Annotated in this window: 14 protein-coding genes; 5 read left to right on the forward strand and 9 right to left on the reverse strand. The window is 54.7% G+C overall.

What is annotated here, in order from left to right:
* Positions 1 to 55: 55 nt before the first annotated feature.
* From F3J30_RS15850 to folA, 4 genes are all read left to right on the forward strand, one after another.
* The gene (locus tag F3J30_RS15850; protein ID WP_166717857.1) at positions 56 to 1,360 is read left to right on the forward strand and encodes an MFS transporter; all 1,305 of its coding nucleotides are present in this window, start codon (positions 56 to 58) and stop codon (positions 1,358 to 1,360) included.
* Positions 1,361 to 1,456: 96 nt separating this feature from the next.
* Entirely contained in the window at positions 1,457 to 1,987 is a 531-nt protein-coding gene (gene kefF, locus F3J30_RS15855) for a glutathione-regulated potassium-efflux system oxidoreductase KefF (RefSeq protein ID WP_166717858.1), read from the forward strand.
* Complete coding sequence (kefC, locus tag F3J30_RS15860) at positions 1,980 to 3,845, forward strand: glutathione-regulated potassium-efflux system protein KefC (protein ID WP_014068861.1); 1,866 nt, start codon at positions 1,980 to 1,982, stop codon at positions 3,843 to 3,845. The genes kefF and kefC overlap by 8 nt, the downstream gene beginning before the upstream one ends.
* A gap of 114 nt (positions 3,846 to 3,959) precedes the next feature.
* Positions 3,960 to 4,439 carry a type 3 dihydrofolate reductase gene (folA, locus tag F3J30_RS15865; protein WP_008502023.1) on the forward strand — a complete coding sequence of 160 codons (480 nt, stop codon included), beginning with the start codon at positions 3,960 to 3,962 and terminating at the stop codon, positions 4,437 to 4,439.
* Positions 4,440 to 4,476: 37 nt separating this feature from the next.
* Here folA and apaH read toward each other — a convergent pair whose 3' ends face one another.
* From apaH to lptD, 6 genes are read right to left on the reverse strand one after another with little or no spacing between them, the layout of a single operon-like run.
* Complete coding sequence (gene apaH, locus F3J30_RS15870) at positions 4,477 to 5,325, reverse strand: bis(5'-nucleosyl)-tetraphosphatase (symmetrical) ApaH (RefSeq protein ID WP_166717859.1); 849 nt, start codon at positions 5,323 to 5,325, stop codon at positions 4,477 to 4,479.
* Between the two features lie 4 nt (positions 5,326 to 5,329).
* The gene (apaG, locus tag F3J30_RS15875) at positions 5,330 to 5,707 is read right to left on the reverse strand and encodes a Co2+/Mg2+ efflux protein ApaG (protein ID WP_014068863.1); all 378 of its coding nucleotides are present in this window, start codon (positions 5,705 to 5,707) and stop codon (positions 5,330 to 5,332) included.
* Between the two features lie 3 nt (positions 5,708 to 5,710).
* A complete protein-coding gene (rsmA, locus tag F3J30_RS15880; protein WP_166717860.1) occupies positions 5,711 to 6,532 on the reverse strand; it encodes a 16S rRNA (adenine(1518)-N(6)/adenine(1519)-N(6))-dimethyltransferase RsmA in 822 nt (273 codons plus the stop codon).
* Complete coding sequence (gene pdxA, locus F3J30_RS15885) at positions 6,529 to 7,515, reverse strand: 4-hydroxythreonine-4-phosphate dehydrogenase PdxA (RefSeq protein WP_166717861.1); 987 nt, start codon at positions 7,513 to 7,515, stop codon at positions 6,529 to 6,531. Before pdxA ends, rsmA begins: the two co-directional genes overlap by 4 nt.
* Positions 7,515 to 8,801: a peptidylprolyl isomerase SurA gene (gene surA, locus F3J30_RS15890; protein ID WP_014068866.1), complete on the reverse strand. Its 1,287-nt coding sequence runs from the start codon at positions 8,799 to 8,801 to the stop codon at positions 7,515 to 7,517. Before surA ends, pdxA begins: the two co-directional genes overlap by 1 nt.
* A gap of 53 nt (positions 8,802 to 8,854) precedes the next feature.
* Positions 8,855 to 11,233 carry an LPS assembly protein LptD gene (gene lptD / locus F3J30_RS15895; protein ID WP_166717862.1) on the reverse strand — a complete coding sequence of 793 codons (2,379 nt, stop codon included), beginning with the start codon at positions 11,231 to 11,233 and terminating at the stop codon, positions 8,855 to 8,857.
* Positions 11,234 to 11,472: 239 nt separating this feature from the next.
* On the opposite strand from lptD, the gene djlA reads away from it, so the two are divergent.
* The gene (gene djlA, locus F3J30_RS15900) at positions 11,473 to 12,294 is read left to right on the forward strand and encodes a co-chaperone DjlA (protein WP_166717863.1); all 822 of its coding nucleotides are present in this window, start codon (positions 11,473 to 11,475) and stop codon (positions 12,292 to 12,294) included.
* Positions 12,295 to 12,324: 30 nt separating this feature from the next.
* Here djlA and rluA read toward each other — a convergent pair whose 3' ends face one another.
* From rluA to polB, 3 genes are all read right to left on the reverse strand, one after another.
* Positions 12,325 to 12,984, reverse strand: a complete 660-nt coding sequence (gene rluA, locus F3J30_RS15905; protein ID WP_166717864.1) for a bifunctional tRNA pseudouridine(32) synthase/23S rRNA pseudouridine(746) synthase RluA — start codon at positions 12,982 to 12,984, stop codon at positions 12,325 to 12,327.
* Positions 12,985 to 12,996: 12 nt separating this feature from the next.
* The gene (gene rapA / locus F3J30_RS15910; RefSeq protein WP_014068870.1) at positions 12,997 to 15,903 is read right to left on the reverse strand and encodes an RNA polymerase-associated protein RapA; all 2,907 of its coding nucleotides are present in this window, start codon (positions 15,901 to 15,903) and stop codon (positions 12,997 to 12,999) included.
* 127 nt (positions 15,904 to 16,030) lie between these two features.
* Complete coding sequence (gene polB, locus F3J30_RS15915) at positions 16,031 to 18,388, reverse strand: DNA polymerase II (protein ID WP_166717865.1); 2,358 nt, start codon at positions 18,386 to 18,388, stop codon at positions 16,031 to 16,033.
* Between the last annotated feature and the right edge of the window lie 37 nt (positions 18,389 to 18,425).

Raw genomic sequence — 18,425 nt, forward strand, 5'->3', positions numbered from 1 at the left:
TGTACCTGGTTCTCATGTAATGACAACAATAACCTCTGCATAGAGAGTACGAAATATGAGCGATAACATTCCCAGCACCCGTTGGTTACGTATTATTACGCCGGTATTAATTGCCTGCATTATTTCGTTTATGGATCGGGTTAATATTAGTTTCGCCCTGCCCGGAGGAATGGAAGCTGATTTAGGTATTACCAGCCAGATGGCGGGTGTTGCCAGCGGTATATTTTTTATTGGTTATTTATTCCTGCAAATACCGGGTGGGCGTATTGCCGTAAATGGTAGCGGAAAACGCTTTATTGCCTGGTCGCTGGTAGCATGGGCGATAGTGTCGGTCGCGACGGGTTTTGTCACCCATGAATATCAGCTGCTGGTACTGCGCTTTATTTTGGGTGTATCGGAGGGCGGGATGCTGCCCGTGGTGCTGACGATGGTCAGCAACTGGTTCCCTGAGAAAGAACTCGGACGCGCCAATGCGTTTGTGATGATGTTTGCGCCGCTGGGCGGGATGCTGACCGCCCCCGTATCAGGTGCCATCATTGCCGCGTTCGACTGGCGCTGGCTGTTTATCATCGAAGGTCTGCTGTCGCTGGTGGTACTGGCCGTGTGGTGGTTTATGATTAGCGATCGCCCGGAAGAAGCGCGCTGGTTGCCGCAGGCTGAACGGGAGTATCTGGTGAAAACACTCGCGGCGGAGCGGGCGGCAAAACTGGCCGAAGCACCAGTGAGTAAAGCACCGGTGAAGGATGTCTTCCGTAACCCCGGCTTGATGAAACTGGTTATTCTTAACTTCTTCTACCAGACCGGTGATTACGGCTACACCCTCTGGCTGCCGACCATCCTTAAAGGGTTGACGGGCGGTAACATGGCGAGCGTGGGGTTCCTGGCGGTTCTGCCGTTCGTGGCAACGCTTGCCGGGATCTATGTGATTTCACTCTTCAGCGATCGCAGCGGAAAGCGCCGCCTGTGGGTACGCTTCTCACTGTACTGTTTCGCCGCTGCGCTGATTGCATCGGTGGTGCTGCGTGAGCATGTGGTGGCCGCCTATATCGCGCTGGTTATCTGTGGGTTCTTCCTGAAAGCGGCGACCAGCCCGTTCTGGTCAATGCCGGGGCGGATTGCCGCTCCTGAAGTGGCCGGTAGCGCCCGTGGGGTCATCAACGGCCTGGGGAACCTTGGGGGATTCTGTGGTCCGTATCTGGTTGGGGTGATGATTTATCTTTATGGTCAAAACGTTGCCGTGTGCGCGCTGGCAGGATCGCTGCTGATTGCCGGAACCATGACCTTCCTGCTGCCGAAAAAATGCGATCTTGCCGCAGAGGTAGCGGATGACGCCGTCGGAAAAGAGCCGCGCAGTGCCTGAGCGCGGGATACATAAATAACAGTTATCATTGTAACCAGATCAATTAACTGTCTACACTCTTGCTGAAAGGCAATATGCGCAAAGACAGGCAAAACAATGATTCTGATAATTTATGCGCATCCTTATCCGCAGCACTCTCATGCGAATAAACGGATGCTTGAACAGGCAGGGACGCTCGAAGGAGTGGAAATCCGCTCTCTTTATCAACTTTACCCCGACTTCAATATCGACATCGCCGCCGAACAGGCGGCGCTCTCTCGTGCTGACCTGATTATCTGGCAACACCCGATGCAGTGGTACAGCACTCCTCCGCTACTTAAGCTGTGGATCGACAAGGTCTTTTCACACGGCTGGGCGTATGGTCACAACGGCAAGGCACTGAAGGGCAAAAGCCTGATGTGGGCTGTGACCACCGGCGGCGGTGAAAGCCACTTTGATATCGGCTCCTTCCCGGGATTTGACGTGCTGGCCCAGCCTTTACAGGCAACCGCGCTCTATTGTGGGCTCAACTGGGTACCTCCTTTTGCGATGCACTGCACCTTTGTGTGTGACGATGAAACATTGCAGGCGCAGGCGCGTCACTATAAACAACGCTTAATTGAGTGGCAGGAGATGCACAATGGATAGTCATACGCTCATACAGGCGCTGATTTACCTTGGCGCGGCAGCACTGATTGTGCCGGTTGCGGTGCGTCTGGGGCTGGGTTCCGTACTTGGCTATCTGATTGCCGGGTGTGTCATCGGGCCGTGGGGCTTCCGCCTGGTGACGGACGCCGAATCTATTCTGCATTTCGCGGAAATTGGCGTGGTGCTGATGCTGTTTGTGATTGGCCTTGAGCTTGATCCACAGCGGCTATGGAAGCTTCGCGCCTCGGTCTTTGGCGGCGGTGCATTACAGATGGTGGCCTGCGGGGTGCTGCTGGGCGGCTTCTGTATTTTGCTGGGCATGGACTGGAAAGTGGCTGAGCTTATCGGCATGACGCTGGCGCTTTCTTCTACCGCGATTGCCATGCAGGCGATGAACGAACGTAACCTGACCGTCTCTCAGATGGGGCGTAGCGCGTTTTCAGTGCTGTTGTTCCAGGATATTGCCGCCATTCCGCTGGTCGCGATGATCCCGCTGCTGGCGGCAAGCGGCTCTTCAACCACGCTCGGTGCCTTTGCGCTGTCGGCGTTAAAAGTAGCCGGTGCGCTGGCACTGGTGATTTTGTTAGGTCGTTATGTTACGCGTCCACTGCTGCGGTTTGTCGCCCGCTCAGGCCTGCGTGAAGTCTTCAGTGCTGTGGCATTGTTCCTGGTGTTTGGTTTTGGTTTACTGCTGGAGGAAGCCGGGCTGTCGATGGCAATGGGGGCATTCCTGGCAGGCGTACTGCTGGCGAGCTCTGAATACCGTCATGCGCTGGAAAGCGATATCGAGCCGTTTAAAGGGTTGTTGCTGGGGCTCTTTTTCATCGGCGTGGGGATGTCTATCGACTTTGGCACACTGGCCACGCACCCGCTGCGGATCATCATTCTGCTGGTGGGCTTCCTTGTTATCAAAATGGGGATGCTGTGGCTGATTGCCCGCCCGCTGAAAGTGCCGAACAAACAGCGTCGCTGGTTTGCCGTGCTGCTGGGGCAGGGAAGTGAATTCGCCTTTGTGGTCTTTGGTGCCGCGCAAATGGCAAATGTGCTCGACCCGGAGTGGGCGAAAGCGTTAACCCTTGCGGTGGCACTGTCGATGGCGGCGACGCCGGTCCTGCTGGTCGTACTGACGCGTCTGGAAAAATCGGGCAGTGAGCAAGAGCGCGAAGCCGATGAAATAGATGAAGAACAGCCGCGCGTCATCATCGCCGGATTCGGGCGTTTCGGGCAGATCACCGGTCGTTTGCTGCTTTCCAGCGGGGTGAAAATGGTGATCCTCGACCACGATCCTGACCACGTGGATACCCTGCGTAAATTCGACATGAAAGTCTTCTACGGCGATGCGACCCGTGTCGATCTGCTGGAGTCCGCAGGTGCGGCAAAAGCCGAAGTGCTGATTAACGCCATTGACGATCCGCAGGCCAGTATGGAGATGGTGGCGCTGGTGAAAGAACACTTCCCGAACCTGACGATAATCTCGCGGGCGCGCGATGTGGATCATTACATCCAGCTGCGCCAGGCTGGGGTTGAAGCGCCGGAACGTGAAACATTCGAAGGGGCGCTTAAGTCTGGCCGCATGGCGCTGGAAAGCCTGGGGCTGGGGGCGTATGAGGCCCGCGAGCGTGCTGACCTGTTCCGTCGTTTCAACACTGACATGGTGGAAGAGATGGTGGCAATGGCCGGCAGCACGGCATCCGAGCGGGCGGCGGTCTTTAAACGCACCAGTGCGATGCTGACGGAAATCATCAATGAAGACCGTAATCATCTGTCGCTGGTGCAGCGTCACGGCTGGCAGGGGACGGAAGAGGGTAAGCATACCGGTAACCCGGAAGACGAACCGGAGAGTAAACCTTCAGCGTGAAGTGGTGTTGCCAGCAATATTAAAAAATTTCTATTTCTTTACCATGCCGCCAGTCGACGAAAGATTAAGCTTTCCGTATAGTGGCGGCAATTTTTTGCATCCGGGAAATTTTCAATGATCAGTCTGATTGCAGCGCTGGCGGTAGACCGCGTTATCGGTATGGAAAACGCCATGCCGTGGAACCTGCCTGCCGATCTCGCATGGTTTAAACGTACTACGTTAAACAAGCCGGTAGTGATGGGCCGCCTGACCTGGGAGTCGATTGGTCGTCCATTACCTGGCCGTAAGAATATCGTTATCAGTAGCCAGCCGGGCACTGATGATCGTGTTGAATGGGTGAAATCCGTAGACGAGGCCATTGCTGCCTGCGGTAACGCCGAAGAGATCATGGTTATCGGTGGCGGTCGTGTGTATGAGCAGTTCCTGCCAAAGGCGCAGAAACTGTATCTGACGCACATTGATGCGGAAGTGGAAGGGGATACGCATTTCCCGGACTACGATCCTGACGAGTGGGAATCCGTATTCAGTGAATTCCACGACGCGGATGCGCAGAACTCACACAGCTACTGCTTCGAAATTCTGGAACGTCGTTAAGTGTTTTTCCCTCTCCCGCCGGGAGAGGGAATTATCCTCAGGAGGCGACGGCCTCATCTGCCCCTAAGTCACGCTGTCGGTTAGATGGCTGCACAAAGTAAGCTTTATCTTCCCAGCGCAAGCAGGTCAACACCCCGCCCCAGCAACATCCCGTATCCAGACCGTAGATACCTTCAGGCGTGCCTTTACCCTCAAGTGAAGCCCAATGCCCGAATACCACGCTGTACTCGTTGGTCACCGGCCCGGGAATGGCAAACCAGGGTTTGAGCGGCGCAGGCGCACTTTCCGGTGTCTCTTTGGAGTACATATCCAGCTGCCCGTTCGGGAAGCAGAAGCGCATCCGCGTGAAAGCGTTAGTAATAAAACGCAGGCGCGCCAGCCCACTGAGATCTTCACTCCAGTGGTTCGGCATATCGCCGTACATCGCATCGAGGAAGAACGGATACGAGTCGCTTGCCAGCACCGCTTCAACGTCGCGTGCACAGGCTTTAGCCGTTTCGAGATCCCATTGCGGGGTGATCCCGGCGTGCGCCATGAGCAGTTTTTTCTCTTCATCGATTTGCAGCAGCGGCTGGCGGCGAAGCCAGTTGATCAGGTCATCGGCGTCCGGTGCTTCGAGCAGAGGGGTTATCCTGTCTTTCGGCTTATTACGGCTGATCCCGGCATAGACCGCCAGAAGATGCAGATCGTGGTTGCCCAGCACCATCCGTACATTGTCGCCCAGAGATTTTACAAAGCGCAGAACGTCAAGAGAGCCTGGACCGCGAGCTACCAGGTCACCCGTTAGCCAGAGCGTGTCCTGGCCAGGTGCAAAGTCGACCTGTTTTAACAATGCGATCAGTTCATCGTAGCAACCGTGAACGTCGCCAATCAGATATGTAGACATTGGATTAGTGAATGAGTGTTGTAACGGCAAGACGGAACACAGGAATAGCAATGCGGAAGGCATTACCGTCGGCGTCGACCATTTCGTAATGGCCTTGCATGGTACCCAGCGGTGTTTCAATAACCGCACCGCTGGTGTACTGATACTCTTCGCCAGGATCGATGTGTGGCTGTTCACCTACCACACCTTCACCCTGAACTTCGATTTCGCGGCCATTGCCGTTAGTGATAAGCCAGTAGCGCCCAAGCAGTTGCACAGGCATCCGCCCCAGATTGCGAATGGTTACCGTGTAGGCAAAGACAAAACGCTCTTCATCCGGTGTGGACTGGGACTCGATATAGACGCTTTGTACATGGACACAGACGCGGGGCGAATCAATCATGGCTTAGCTCTCCTTCGGCGGGGCATTTTCGCTGATGTAATTAGCCAGCTTGCAATACTGCTCTACGGAAATGTTCTCCGCACGCATTGCCGGGTCGATCCCTAACTCAGCTAACACCTCAACGCTAAACGAGTTGCTCAGGCTGTTACGGATCGTTTTACGGCGCTGGTTAAAAGCTTCAGTAGTAATACGGCTCAGCACGCGCAACTCTTTGACCGGATACGGTTTCACTTTATGTGGGACAAGGCGCACAACGGCTGAATCCACTTTTGGCGGTGGCGTAAAGGCGGATGGCGGTACTTCAAGCACCGGGATCACGTTGCAGAAATATTGTGCCATTACGCTTAAACGACCATACGCTTTACTGTTCGGCCCTGCAACCAGACGATTCACCACCTCTTTTTGCAGCATGAAGTGCATGTCGGCAATGGCATCAGTATAGCTAAACAGGTGGAACATCAACGGCGTGGAGATGTTGTACGGCAGGTTACCAAACACGCGCAGCGGCTGACCCATTTTTTCTGACAGCTCGCCAAAGTTCATGGTCATGGCATCTTGCTGATAAATGGTCAGCTTTGGCCCCAGGAACGGGTGCGTTTGCAGACGTGCCGCCAGGTCGCGGTCAAGTTCGATAACGGTCAGTTCGTCAAGGCGTTCGCCTACTGGCTCGGTCAGCGCGGCAAGGCCCGGGCCGATTTCGACCATAGCCTGGCCTTTCTGCGGATTAATGGCAGAAACGATGCTTTCGATCACAAACTGATCGTTGAGAAAGTTTTGCCCGAAGCGTTTACGGGCTAAGTGGCCCTGATGGACTCGATTAGTCATTGAGTATTAACAATCATTTTGATGGCGAGATTAAGCGCCGTAATAAAACTGCCGACATCCGCTTTTCCCTGGCCTGCCAGATCCAGCGCAGTACCGTGGTCAACGGAAGTTCGAATAAAGGGTAAACCGAGGGTGATATTCACGCCACGGCCAAAGCCCTGGTATTTTAGCACGGGCAAGCCCTGATCGTGGTACATCGCGAGCACGGCATCGGCATTATCCAGGTATTTGGGCTGGAAAAGGGTATCCGCAGGCAAAGGCCCGCTAAGATTCATCCCTTTCGCACGCATTTCATCGAGCACCGGAATGATCGTGTCGATCTCTTCCGTACCCATGTGCCCACCTTCTCCGGCATGGGGATTTAACCCGCATACCAGCACGTGCGGCTGCTTGATGCCAAATTTTGTTTGCAGGTCATGATGCAAAATCCCGATGATCTCGCGCAGGAGCTCAGGGGTTATGGCATCAGGGATCGCCTTGATGGGCAGATGCGTTGTCACCAGTGCAACCCGCATCTCTTCGGTTGCCAGCATCATCACCACTTTCGGGCTGTGCGAGCGCTCTTCGAAGAACTCGGTATGCCCGGTAAAGGGAATACCCGCTTCGTTGATCACACCCTTGTGCACCGGGCCGGTGATTAACGCGGCAAATTCGCCCTTCATGCAGCCATCACAGGCACGTGCCAGTGTCTCGACAACATAGTGGCCGTTTTCAGTGCTGAGCTGACCTGGGGTAACGGGCGTACGAAGGGGAACAGAAAGAAGGGTTAATGTACCGGCTTGTTGCGGTGCTGGCTGTTGGTCTTCAACGTAAGGGAGCAATGTTAAAGGCAGACCGAGCAATGTTGCCCGGTCTTGTAACAGTGTTGCATCAGCACAGACGACCAGTTCCACCGGCCAGCTGCGTTGAGCCAGCTGGACGACGAGGTCGGGACCAATCCCGGCGGGTTCGCCGGGAGTGATAACAACACGATGTTGTTTCATTAGTTGCTCAGTATTTTCACGTAAGCGCTGGCGCGTTGTTCCTGCATCCAGGTTGCCGCTTCTTCAGAGAATTTACGGTTAAACAGCATACGGTAGGCTCTGTCTTTCTGCGCCGCATCGGTTTTATCGACGTTGCGGGAATCAAGCAGTTCGATCAGGTGCCAGCCAAAGGATGAGTGCACTGGTGTGCTCATCTGGCCTTTGCTGAGCTTCATCAGCGCATCGCGGAACGCAGGATCGTAGATATCCGCAGCCGCCCAACCAAGATCGCCGCCCTGGTTTGCAGAGCCTGGATCCTGGGAGAACTCTTTCGCTGCGTTAGCAAACGAGGTTTTACCGCTCTTAATATCTGCTGCAATTTGTTCCAGTTTTGCTCGGGCCTGATCGTCAGTCATGATTGGTGACGGTTTCAGGAGGATATGGCGTGCGTGCACTTCCGTGACGGAAAGGCTCTGGCTCTGACCACGCAGATCGTTCACCTTAAGAATGTGGAAACCCACACCAGAACGGATTGGACCGATGATATCGCCTTTCTTCGCCGTGCTCAGTGCCTGAGCAAAGATGGATGGCAGTTCCTGAATACGCCCCCAACCCATCTGGCCGCCTTTCAGCGCCTGCTGGTCAGCAGAGTAAGTGATCGCCAGTTTACCGAAGTCACCGCCGTTACGCGCCTGTTCAACGATAGAACGCGCCTGGCTTTCCGCTTCAGCTGCCTGATCGGAGGTTGGGTTTTCCGGCAGTGGGATCAGGATGTGGCTCAGGTTCAGCTCGGTGCTGGCATCGTTCTGATTACCAACCTGCTTCGCCAGGGCATCCACTTCCTGAGGCAGGATGGTGACGCGACGACGAACTTCGTTGTTACGCACTTCCGAAATCAGCATCTCTTTACGGATCTGGTTACGGTAAGTTGGGTAGTTGATGCCATCGTAGGCCAGACGGCTGCGCATCTGATCCATGGACATGTTGTTTTGCTTAGCAATGTTCGCAATTGCCTGATCGAGTTGTTCGTCAGTGATCTTCACGCCCATTTTCTGACCCATCTGCACGATAATCTGATCCATGATCAGACGTTCGAGGATCTGATGGCGCAGCGTGGTGTCATCAGGAAGTTGCTGACCTGCTTCGCCCGAGTTGAGCTTCACAGATTTCATCAAACCGTCAACGTCACTTTCAAGCACAACGCCGTTGTTAACCACAGCAGCGACTTTATCGACAACCTGGGGGGCTGCGAAGCTGGTATTCGCAACCATGGCGATACCGAGCAGCAGCGTTTTCCAGTTCTTCATACTTTTTCCATTTCAATTAACCGCAAAGCGGATTACGTGGTAAATCAAGCACATTACAAAGAAGTACGGTACGGCAGAATGTTCGAGCGCAGCATCTGCTGTGTGCCCAGGCCATAGTTGGAGCTCAGGCCGCGCAACTCGATATTGAAGCCAAACACGTTATCGTATTCGCTTTGATTATTTTTGGTATCCCAGCCGTTAAGTTTGCGTTCGTAACCGACACGCAGCGCGTAACAGCAGGAGTTGTATTGCAGCCCTAACATCTGGTCTGCTGCTTTATTCGCATTGGTATCGAAGTAGTACGCCCCGACAATAGACCAGCGATCGGCGATAGGCCAGCTTGCGACTGCACCCACCTGCGAGATACCGTCTTTGTACTGAGCTTTAGTCCAGGTCGTATCACTGCTGTTTTTCGGCAGCGTTGCCTGAATATACTCAGGACTGGCGTAACGATAGTTCAGCTGAAGCAGTCGGTCTTCATCACGGCGGTACTCGATAGTGGCAGTACTGTTGGCAATATTATCCAGACGGGTATCATACTGCACACCACCTCGCAGGCCCCAACGGTCAGTCATACGCCAGTAAGTATCACCAGCCCAGACAACAGAACCTGTTTTGTCATTATTCTCCCACTGAATGTTTTGCGCATCTCCTGTACGTGACTCGGTGAAATAGTAGATTTGACCAACAGAAACGTTAAAACGTTCAACGGCTGCGTCATCAAATACACGCGTTGTCACACCCGTGGTGAGCTGGTTAGCCGAAGCGATACGGTCAAGACCACCATAGGTACGGTCACGGAACAGGCCGCTGTAGTCAGATTGCAGCAGCGAGGAGTCATAGTTGTTGATGTTACTTTGGTCGCGATATGGCACGTACAGGTACTGCATACGTGGCTCGAGCGTCTGGGTATAGCCGTCAGCCAGTAGGCCCATATCACGTTCGAAGATGAGCTTACCGTCCATCTTGAATTGCGGCAGCGTACGGTTTACGGACTCTTCAAGATGAGTGCCATTGCTCGTGTTGTAATCATCAATATTTTTCTGCTGATAGTGGGTCGCCATCAGCTTGGCTTCGGTATTCAGACTCGCCCAGTCGTTAGACCACGGCAGGTTAATCGTCGGCTCAATGTGAAGACGCGTGGCTTCCGGCATATCGGAACTGGTATTCACGAAATGCACCGCCTGGGCGTAAACGCGGGTATCGAAAGGCCCGACGTCGTTTTGGTACCAGTTAACATCAAGCTGTGGCTCCGCGCCGTAGGTGCTGTTTGTCTGGTTCGAGAATACCTGGAACTGTTTGGTCGATACGGTGGCGTTGAAGTTCTCAATGGCATAACCCGCACTGAATTTCTGCGTGGCGTAGCCATCGGTACTTGAACCGTACTTGGAATCGAAGTCGTTGAAATAATAAGAGTCGCTGACCTTGGTATAGTCAACGTTGAAACGCCAGACCTGATCCATCACCCCGGCATGACGCCAGTAGAACAGCCAGCGGTGGCGATCGTCACCCGACGGGTTCTTGACGCTGTCGTCTTTGTAGACGTTATCCGACGGCAGGTAATCAAACTCCATCAGGCCTGTGCCTGCCTGGGTCAGATAACGGAATTCGTTCTGCCACTGAATGTTACCGCGCTTGTGGATATAGTGCGGGGTAATCGTGGCGTCCATGTTTGGCGCAATGTTCCAGTAATACGGCAGGTAGAACTCAAAGTAGTTCGTGGTGCTGTATTTGGCATTCGGGATCAGGAAACCTGAACGGCGTTTGTCGCCAACCGGTAGTTGCAGATATGGGCTATAGAAAACTGGAACCGGGCCGAGTTTGAAACGTGCGTTCCAGATCTCAGCAACCTGCTCTTCGCGGTCGTGGATAACTTCACTGCCCACCACGCTCCAGGTGTTAGAACCTGGCAGACACGAGGTAAATGTCCCGTTTTCCAGAATGGTGTAGCGGTTTTCGCCGCGCTGTTTCATCAGGTCTGCGTCACCACGTCCCTGACGTCCTACCATCTGGTAGTCACCTTCCCAGACGTTAGTATCTTTGGTATTCAGGTTTGACCAGGCTTTCGGACCTTTCAGGATGACCTGATTGTCGTCGTAGTGCACATTACCCAGTGCATCCACCGTACGTACGGGCTCGGCCGCACCTTCTGGCTGCTTCTGATGCAATTGCACTTCATCTGCCTGCAAGCGGCTGTTACCCTGGTTAATATCCACATTGCCCGTAAACGTGGCATTGTCGGGGTAAGTACCTTTTGAACTGTCGGCAGTAATGGTTACCGGCAAGCTATTCGTATCGCCCTTCACCAGTGGGCGATTATAACTTGGGACGCCAAGCATACACTGCGAGGCGAGATCGGCGGCCAGCCCCTGGTGGCTATACAGGGCGGTGCCAATCATTGTGGCCAGGAGGGTGGGGATACGTTTTTTCATACGTTGTATTTATTGTTCCGTCATCAGTGGCTACGGCTTACAAACGCTCAGAGACTATCTTACTCATCAGCGCAGTACCAGCGTTAATCCTGCCCGTTTGCGTGCCAGAGTGTTAGGCTCGCTATCGAATGACGAGTATGATAATGCAAATTATAGGCGATGTCCCTCAATTGACCGTGGCTCGACCACTGTAATGATGGAGTTACGTCGAACCAGGAACATGACTATACGGGGAGTATATGCAGTATTGGGGTAAAATAATCGGCGTTGCGTTCGCAATAATGATGGGAGCAGGGTTCTGGGGAATCGTTCTCGGCCTCATTATTGGCCATATGTTTGACAAGGCGCGCAGCCGTAAAATGGCCTGGTTTGCTAACCAGCGCGAGCGCCAGTCACTGTTTTTCTCCACCACGTTTGAGGTTATGGGGCATTTAACCAAATCAAAAGGGCGTGTGACGGAGGCGGATATTCAGATTGCCAGCGTGTTTATGGACCGCATGAATCTGCATGGTGAGTCTCGCCTGGCGGCGCAAAACGCGTTTCGCATCGGTAAGGCGGACAATTATCCGCTGCGCGAAAAAATGCGTCAGTTCCGCAGCATCTGCTTCGGGCGTTTTGATTTAATTCGGATGTTTCTGGAGATCCAGATCCAGGCGGCGTTCGCTGACGGTTCCCTGCATCCTAATGAACGTGATGTTCTTTATGTCATTGCGGAAGAGTTGGGGATTTCCCGCGTTCAGTTCGACCAGTTCCTGCGCATGATGCAGGGCGGCGCGCAGTTTGGCGATGGGTATCAGCAGCAACAGTCTGCGGGGGGCGGAGGCTGGCAACAGGCGCAGCGCGGCCCAACACTTGAAGATGCCTGCAACGTGCTGGGTGTGAAGCCAACGGACGACGCGACGACCATTAAACGTGCGTATCGCAAGCTGATGAGTGAGCACCACCCGGATAAACTGGTCGCCAAAGGCTTGCCGCCAGAGATGATGGAGATGGCCAAGCAAAAAGCACAGGAAATCCAGAAGGCGTACGAGCTGATAAAAGAGCAGAAAGGATTTAAATAAAAAATGGCCCGACAGTATCGGGCCATTTTTTTAGAAGTCTACCGGAGCCTTAAACGTCATGGCATTACCGAAAACCGGATGGGTAATAGTCAGCGTCTGGGCATGGAGTTGCAGACGTGGAGCCATCGCCAGCGCTTCTGGCGGCGCGTAGAAACGGTCACCCAAAATCGGATGCCCCATGGCGAGCATATGCACGCGCAACTGGTGAGAGCGTCCGGTAATCGGCTTTAACAAGACGCGCGCGGTGTTATCCGGCGCGTACTCCAGCACTTCATACTCGGTTTGCGCGGCCTTGCCGGTTTCATAACACACTTTCTGCTTTGGCCGATTCGGCCAGTCGCAGATCAGCGGTAAATCAACCAGCCCTTCTTCCAGCGCAGGGTGACCCCAGACGCGTGCCACGTACTGCTTTTTCGGCTCGCGCTCGCGGAACTGCCGTTTTAACTCGCGCTCCGCGTCTTTGTTAAGCGCCACCACAATCACGCCGCTGGTTGCCATGTCCAGACGATGTACGGACTCCGCCTGCGGATAATCACGCTGAATACGCGTCATCACACTGTCTTTGTGCTCATCAAGACGTCCCGGCACGGACAACAAGCCGCTAGGCTTGTTGACCACCATAATGTGTTCATCCTGATACAGAATGACCAGCCAGGGCTCCGTCGGTGGATTGTAGGGCTCCATAACCATTTTGCGCTCCGTTTACTGATGCGTCACAACGATGAGACGCAGGGCATCCAGACGCCAGCTTGCCTGATCAAGGCTTTCCATGACCTGCTGGCGGTTGCTTTCAATCGCTGCAAGCTCATCGTCACGGATGTTTGGGTTCACCGCTTTCAGCGCTTCCAGACGGGAAAGTTCAGCAGACAGCTTTTCGTCAGCTTCGCTACGCGCAGCATCAATCAGCGCTCTGGCCGCTTTTTCTATCTGGCTTTCACCCAGTTGCAGAATGCTGTGCACGTCCTGCTGCACCGCATTCACCAGCTTACTGCCGGTGTGGCGATTCACCGCGCTCAGCTGGCGGTTAAAGCTCTCGAACTCGACCTGGGCTGCCAGGTTGGTGCCGTTTTTGTCCAGCAGCAGACGCACAGGCGTTGGCGGCAGGAAGCGGGTGAGCTGAAGCTGTTTTGGCGCCTGCGCTTCAACAACGTAAATCAACTCTACCAGCAGCGTACCCACTGGCAGCGCCTTGTTTTTCAACAAGGAAATGGTGCTGCTGCCGGTATCGCCAGAGAGGATCAGATCCAGGCCGTTGCGAATAAGCGGGTGTTCCCAGGTAATGAACTGCGCATCTTCGCGGGACAGGGCAACATCACGCTCAAAAGTGATGGTGCAGCCATCTTCCGGCAGACCCGGGAAATCCGGGACCAGCATATGATCGGATGGCGTCAGGACGATCATGTTCTCGCCGCGATCGTCCTGGTTAATTCCGACGATGTCGAACAGGTTCATGGAGAAACTGATCAGGCTGGTGTCATCATCCTGCTCTTCAATGCTCTCAGCGAGCGCCTGCGCTTTCTCGCCACCGTTGGAGTGGATCTCCAGCAGACGGTCACGGCCCTGCTCCAGCTGGGCTTTCAGGGCGTCATGTTTTTCACGGCAGGATTTAATCAGATCGTCAAAACCTTCCGTCTCTTCTGGTGCCGCCAGATAACCGATCAAATCGCTGTGAACCTGATCGTAAATGGTACGGCCCGTCGGGCAGGTATGCTCGAAAGCATCCAGACCTTCGTGGAACCACTGCACCAGTACGGACTGGGCGGTTTTTTCCAGGTAAGGCACGTGGATCTGAATGTCGTGCGCCTGGCCGATACGATCCAGACGGCCGATACGCTGCTCCAGCAGATCCGGGTTAAACGGCAGATCGAACATCACCAGGTTGCTGGCGAACTGGAAGTTACGGCCTTCAGAACCGATTTCGGAACACAGCAGAACCTGCGCGCCGCTGTCCTCTTCGCCAAACCATGCTGCTGCACGGTCACGCTCAACGATGGACATGCCTTCGTGGAATACCGCAGCGCGGATCCCTTCACGCTCGCGCAGCACTTGCTCCAGCTGGAGCGCGGTTGCCGCTTTGGCGCAAATCACCAGAACCTTCTGCGAACGGTGTGCAGTCAGATACCCCATCAGCCACTCAACGCGCGGATCGAAGTTCCACCATGTGCCGGTATCGCCTTCAAATTCCTGGTAGATCTGTTCCGGATAGAGCATGTCGCGTGCGCGCTCTTCCGCAGTTTTGCGCGCGCCCATAATCCCGGACACTTTGATCGCCGTCTGGTACTGGGTTGGCAGCGGCAGCTTGATGGTGTGCAGTTCGCGTTTCGGGAAGCCTTTCACACCGTTACGGGTGTTACGGAACAGCACGCGGCTGGTGCCGTGGCGGTCCATCAGCATGTCGATCAATTCCTGACGCGCCGATCCGGCATTGTCGCTGTCGCTATTCGCGGCCTGCAACAGCGGCTCGATATCCTGCTCGCCAATCAGATCGCTCAGGGTATTCAGTTCGTCATTAGAAAGATGTTTACCCGCCAGCAGCAGCGCAACGGCATCGGCGACCGGGCGATAGTTTTTCTGTTCTTCAACAAACTGCTCAAAATCATGGAAACGGTTTGGATCCAGCAGACGCAGACGGGCAAAGTGGCTTTCCAGACCCAGCTGTTCCGGCGTTGCGGTCAGCAGCAGCACGCCAGGCACGCGCTCGGCGAGCTGTTCAATAGCCATGTACTCACGGCTTGGGGCATCTTCGCTCCAGACCAGGTGGTGCGCTTCATCGACCACCATAATGTCCCATTCGGCATCACACAGGTGCTCAAGGCGTTGCTTGCTGCGGCGCACGAAGTCCAGCGAACAAATCACCAATTGTTCCGTTTCGAATGGGTTATCCGCATCATGCTGGGCTTCGGCATAGCGTTCGTCGTCGAACAGGGAGAAACGCAGGTTAAAGCGGCGCAGCATCTCAACCAGCCACTGATGTTGCAGCGTTTCAGGAACGACGATCAGCACACGCTCGGCTGCGCCAGAGAGCAGCTGTTGATGCAGGATCATCCCGGCTTCAATGGTTTTACCCAGACCCACTTCATCAGCCAGCAGTACGCGCGGTGCATAACGACGACCGACGTCATGGGCGATGTTCAACTGGTGCGGGATAAGGCTGGTGCGCTGACCGCGCAGGCCGCTCCACGGCATCCGGTATTGTTCACTCTGGAACTTACGGGCGCGATAGCGCAGTGAAAAGCGATCCATGCGGTCGATTTGCCCGGCGAACAGGCGGTCTTGCGGTTTGCTGAAGACCAGTTTGCTGTCGAGCAGCACTTCGCGCAGGATGACATTGGCTTCGTCAGTGTCCAGACGAGTACCAATATAGGCGAGCAGTCCATTCTCTTCTTTTACGTCTTCAACCTTCAGCTGCCAGCCATCATGGCTGGTAACGGTGTCGCCCGGATTAAACATCACGCGGGTAACAGGGGAGTCATTGCGAGCGTACAGGCGGTTCTCACCGGTTGCAGGGAAGAGGAGGGTGACCATGCGCGGATCTATCGCAACCACGGTTCCCAATCCAAGTTCGCTTTCTGTATCGCTGATCCAGCGTTGACCAAGTGTAAAAGGCATATATGTTCGGCTCTAATCTTTAATTGCAGGCAATAGTTCGACCACCGTCAAAAAGACAGTCATCGAAAAATGGGTCCGGGAATGGAAAGGGCGCTATGGTACTGGATGGCAGCGATTTCGTCACGCGTCAAAATAGGCCAAGTTGCCCTGTCACTAGTGTAGCAAAATCGTCGTCGATGAAGGGCAAAATTCCTTCCGCAACGGGCTGAAGCTGGCGAGTCAGGTAATGCTCGTAGTCAAGTGGCGATTGCTGATAATCCACGGGCTCCGGGCCGCTGGTGGTCCAGACGTATTTGATGGTTCCCCGGTTTTGATACTGCTGAGCACGCCCGCGGCGGACGTTCTCTTCGTCGGCCAGACGCGCCGCACGAACATGTGGCGGCACGTTACGCTGATACTCCGCCAGCGGGCGGCGCAGGCGCTTACGATACACTAGTTGGTCATCCAGTTCGCCGGCCATCAGACGGGCTATGGTTTCTCGCACATAGTCCTGATAGGGCTCGTTGCGAAATACCCGCAGATAGAGCGTTTGCTGGAACTGCTGCGCCAGCGGCGTCCAGTCGGTGCGTACTGTTTCCAGCCCTTTAAACACCATGCGCTGTTTTTCACCTTCCTGGATTAACCCTGCATAACGCTTCTTGCTGCCCTGGTCGGTACCGCGAATAGTCGGCATCAAAAAACGGCGGAAATGGGTTTCAAATTCCAGCTCTAGCGCGCTGGTTAACCGCTCTTTTTGCAAATGGGTTTGCCACCAGTCGTTCACGAAAGCGACCAGCGATTTGCCAATCCGCGCGGCGTCGTCTTCGGAATGTGCCCTTTTCAGCCACACGAAGGTGGAGTCCGTATCGCCATAGATGACGTCATATCCCTGGGATTCAATCAGCGCTTTGGTCTGACGCATTATTTCATGCCCGCGCATGGTAATAGACGATGCCAGGCGTGGATCGAAGAAGCGGCAGGCGCTGGTGCCCAGCACGCCATAAAACGCATTCATAATAATTTTCAGCGCCTGGGAAAGCGGTTTGTTGCCGTGACGTTTGGCCTCGTCGCGCCCGTGCCAGATTTGCCCCACAATTTCTGGCAGGCAGTGTTTCTCGCGCGAGAAATGCGCCCCAAGAAAGCCTTCGGTGCTGTGCACAGCATCCGGTTGCGCCATGCCCTCAACCAGCCCCACCGGATCGATGAGAAACGTGCGGATAATTGATGGGTACAGGCTTTTGTAATCCAGCACCAGCACCGAGTCATATAATCCCGGTCGGGAGTCCATGACATAGCCGCCAGGGCTGGCCTGCGGGGGGATTTCCCCGAGATTTGGCGCAACATAGCCCGCCCGGTGCATCCGGGGAAAATAGAGGTGACCAAACGCCGCAACTGAGCCGCCGTGCCGGTCGACGGCCAGGCCGTTCACCGTCGCGCGCTCCAGCAGGAAAGGCATGATCTCCGTTTTGTGGAAAATCTGCGTTACCAGCTCACAATCTTTCAGGTTGTAAGTGGCGAGCGCCGGTTTGTTTTCATTAAAGCGCCGGTCAATCTCGTCCATCCTGTCCCACGGATTGTCGATGGATTTACCTTCACCGAGCAGCTCCTGCGCCACCGTTTCCAGCGAGAAAGAGGAGAAATTCCAGAAAGCGGATTTCAGGGCTTCGATGCCGTCGATTATCAGGCGTCCGTTGGCCTGGGCGAAGAATACGCCGTTTTTAAAACCATGTTCGCGCCATTCGATCTCAGTGTTACCGCGCCCCAGCATCAGCGGAATTCGATACCGTTCGGCGTGTTTTTGCAGCACCCGCAGGTCAAATTGCACCACGTTCCAGCCGATCAGGACATCGGGGTCGTGCTCGGCAAACCACTGATTCAGTTTTTCCAGCAGCTGGGGGCGGCTATTGACGTACTCAAGTTGAAAATCCAGTGCGGAGGCATCGCCATTTGGCGGCCCGAGCATATAGACAATCCGTTGCCCGCAGCCTTCAAGACCGATGCAGTACAACTCACCGTGGCGGGTGGTTTCAATATCCAGCGAGACCCATTTGAGTGGTGGACGATAGTGCGGGTTCGGTTTCAGGCGCGCATTGACCAGCCTGGCGCCTTGCTCAGTGCCATCGACCCAGACGGGGGCGGTAATAAAGCGTTCCATCAGAAAGCGTTCAGGTGGACGAACGTCGGCTTCATACAGCGTGACGCCGGCCTCGCGCAGCAGTTTTTCATAGCGCATCAGCTGACGATGGGCGCGGCAATAAAGACCGTAGACCGGCTGACGATGGAAATCTTTAAGCTCAAGCGGGGTGATGCGCCAGCCGTTTTCGCCTCGCAGCAGCTGTTTGGCTTTTTCAACCTGAGGTTCGGGGATAAAGGCCACGGACTCTTGCGGCGGCAGCGTGACGTTCAGCGGGCCGTTATCCGTCGCCAGCCAGAACTCAACTTCCGTCCCCTGAGGTGTATCCCGCCAGTGTCGGGTCAGTAAAAAGCCTTCTTGCGCCTGCGCCACGCCGATATCCCATAAAACAAAACCAGGCGTGATTATA

The sequence above is a fragment of the Enterobacter sp. Tr-810 genome, assembly GCF_011752765.1.
In the GTDB taxonomy this organism is placed as follows: domain Bacteria; phylum Pseudomonadota; class Gammaproteobacteria; order Enterobacterales; family Enterobacteriaceae; genus Enterobacter; species Enterobacter soli.

Bases quoted from the DNA above. Each gene is read 5' to 3' on its own strand.
- F3J30_RS15850 (WP_166717857.1), top strand. From the start codon at position 56: ATGAGCGATAACATTCCCAGCACCCGTTGGTTACGTATTATTACGCCG.
- kefF (WP_166717858.1), top strand. From the start codon at position 1,457: ATGATTCTGATAATTTATGCGCATCCTTATCCGCAGCACTCTCATGCG.
- kefC (WP_014068861.1), top strand. From the start codon at position 1,980: ATGGATAGTCATACGCTCATACAGGCGCTGATTTACCTTGGCGCGGCA.
- folA (WP_008502023.1), top strand. From the start codon at position 3,960: ATGATCAGTCTGATTGCAGCGCTGGCGGTAGACCGCGTTATCGGTATG.
- apaH (WP_166717859.1), bottom strand. From the start codon at position 5,325: ATGTCTACATATCTGATTGGCGACGTTCACGGTTGCTACGATGAACTG.
- apaG (WP_014068863.1), bottom strand. From the start codon at position 5,707: ATGATTGATTCGCCCCGCGTCTGTGTCCATGTACAAAGCGTCTATATC.
- rsmA (WP_166717860.1), bottom strand. From the start codon at position 6,532: ATGACTAATCGAGTCCATCAGGGCCACTTAGCCCGTAAACGCTTCGGG.
- pdxA (WP_166717861.1), bottom strand. From the start codon at position 7,515: ATGAAACAACATCGTGTTGTTATCACTCCCGGCGAACCCGCCGGGATT.
- surA (WP_014068866.1), bottom strand. From the start codon at position 8,801: ATGAAGAACTGGAAAACGCTGCTGCTCGGTATCGCCATGGTTGCGAAT.
- lptD (WP_166717862.1), bottom strand. From the start codon at position 11,233: ATGAAAAAACGTATCCCCACCCTCCTGGCCACAATGATTGGCACCGCC.
- djlA (WP_166717863.1), top strand. From the start codon at position 11,473: ATGCAGTATTGGGGTAAAATAATCGGCGTTGCGTTCGCAATAATGATG.
- rluA (WP_166717864.1), bottom strand. From the start codon at position 12,984: ATGGTTATGGAGCCCTACAATCCACCGACGGAGCCCTGGCTGGTCATT.
- rapA (WP_014068870.1), bottom strand. From the start codon at position 15,903: ATGCCTTTTACACTTGGTCAACGCTGGATCAGCGATACAGAAAGCGAA.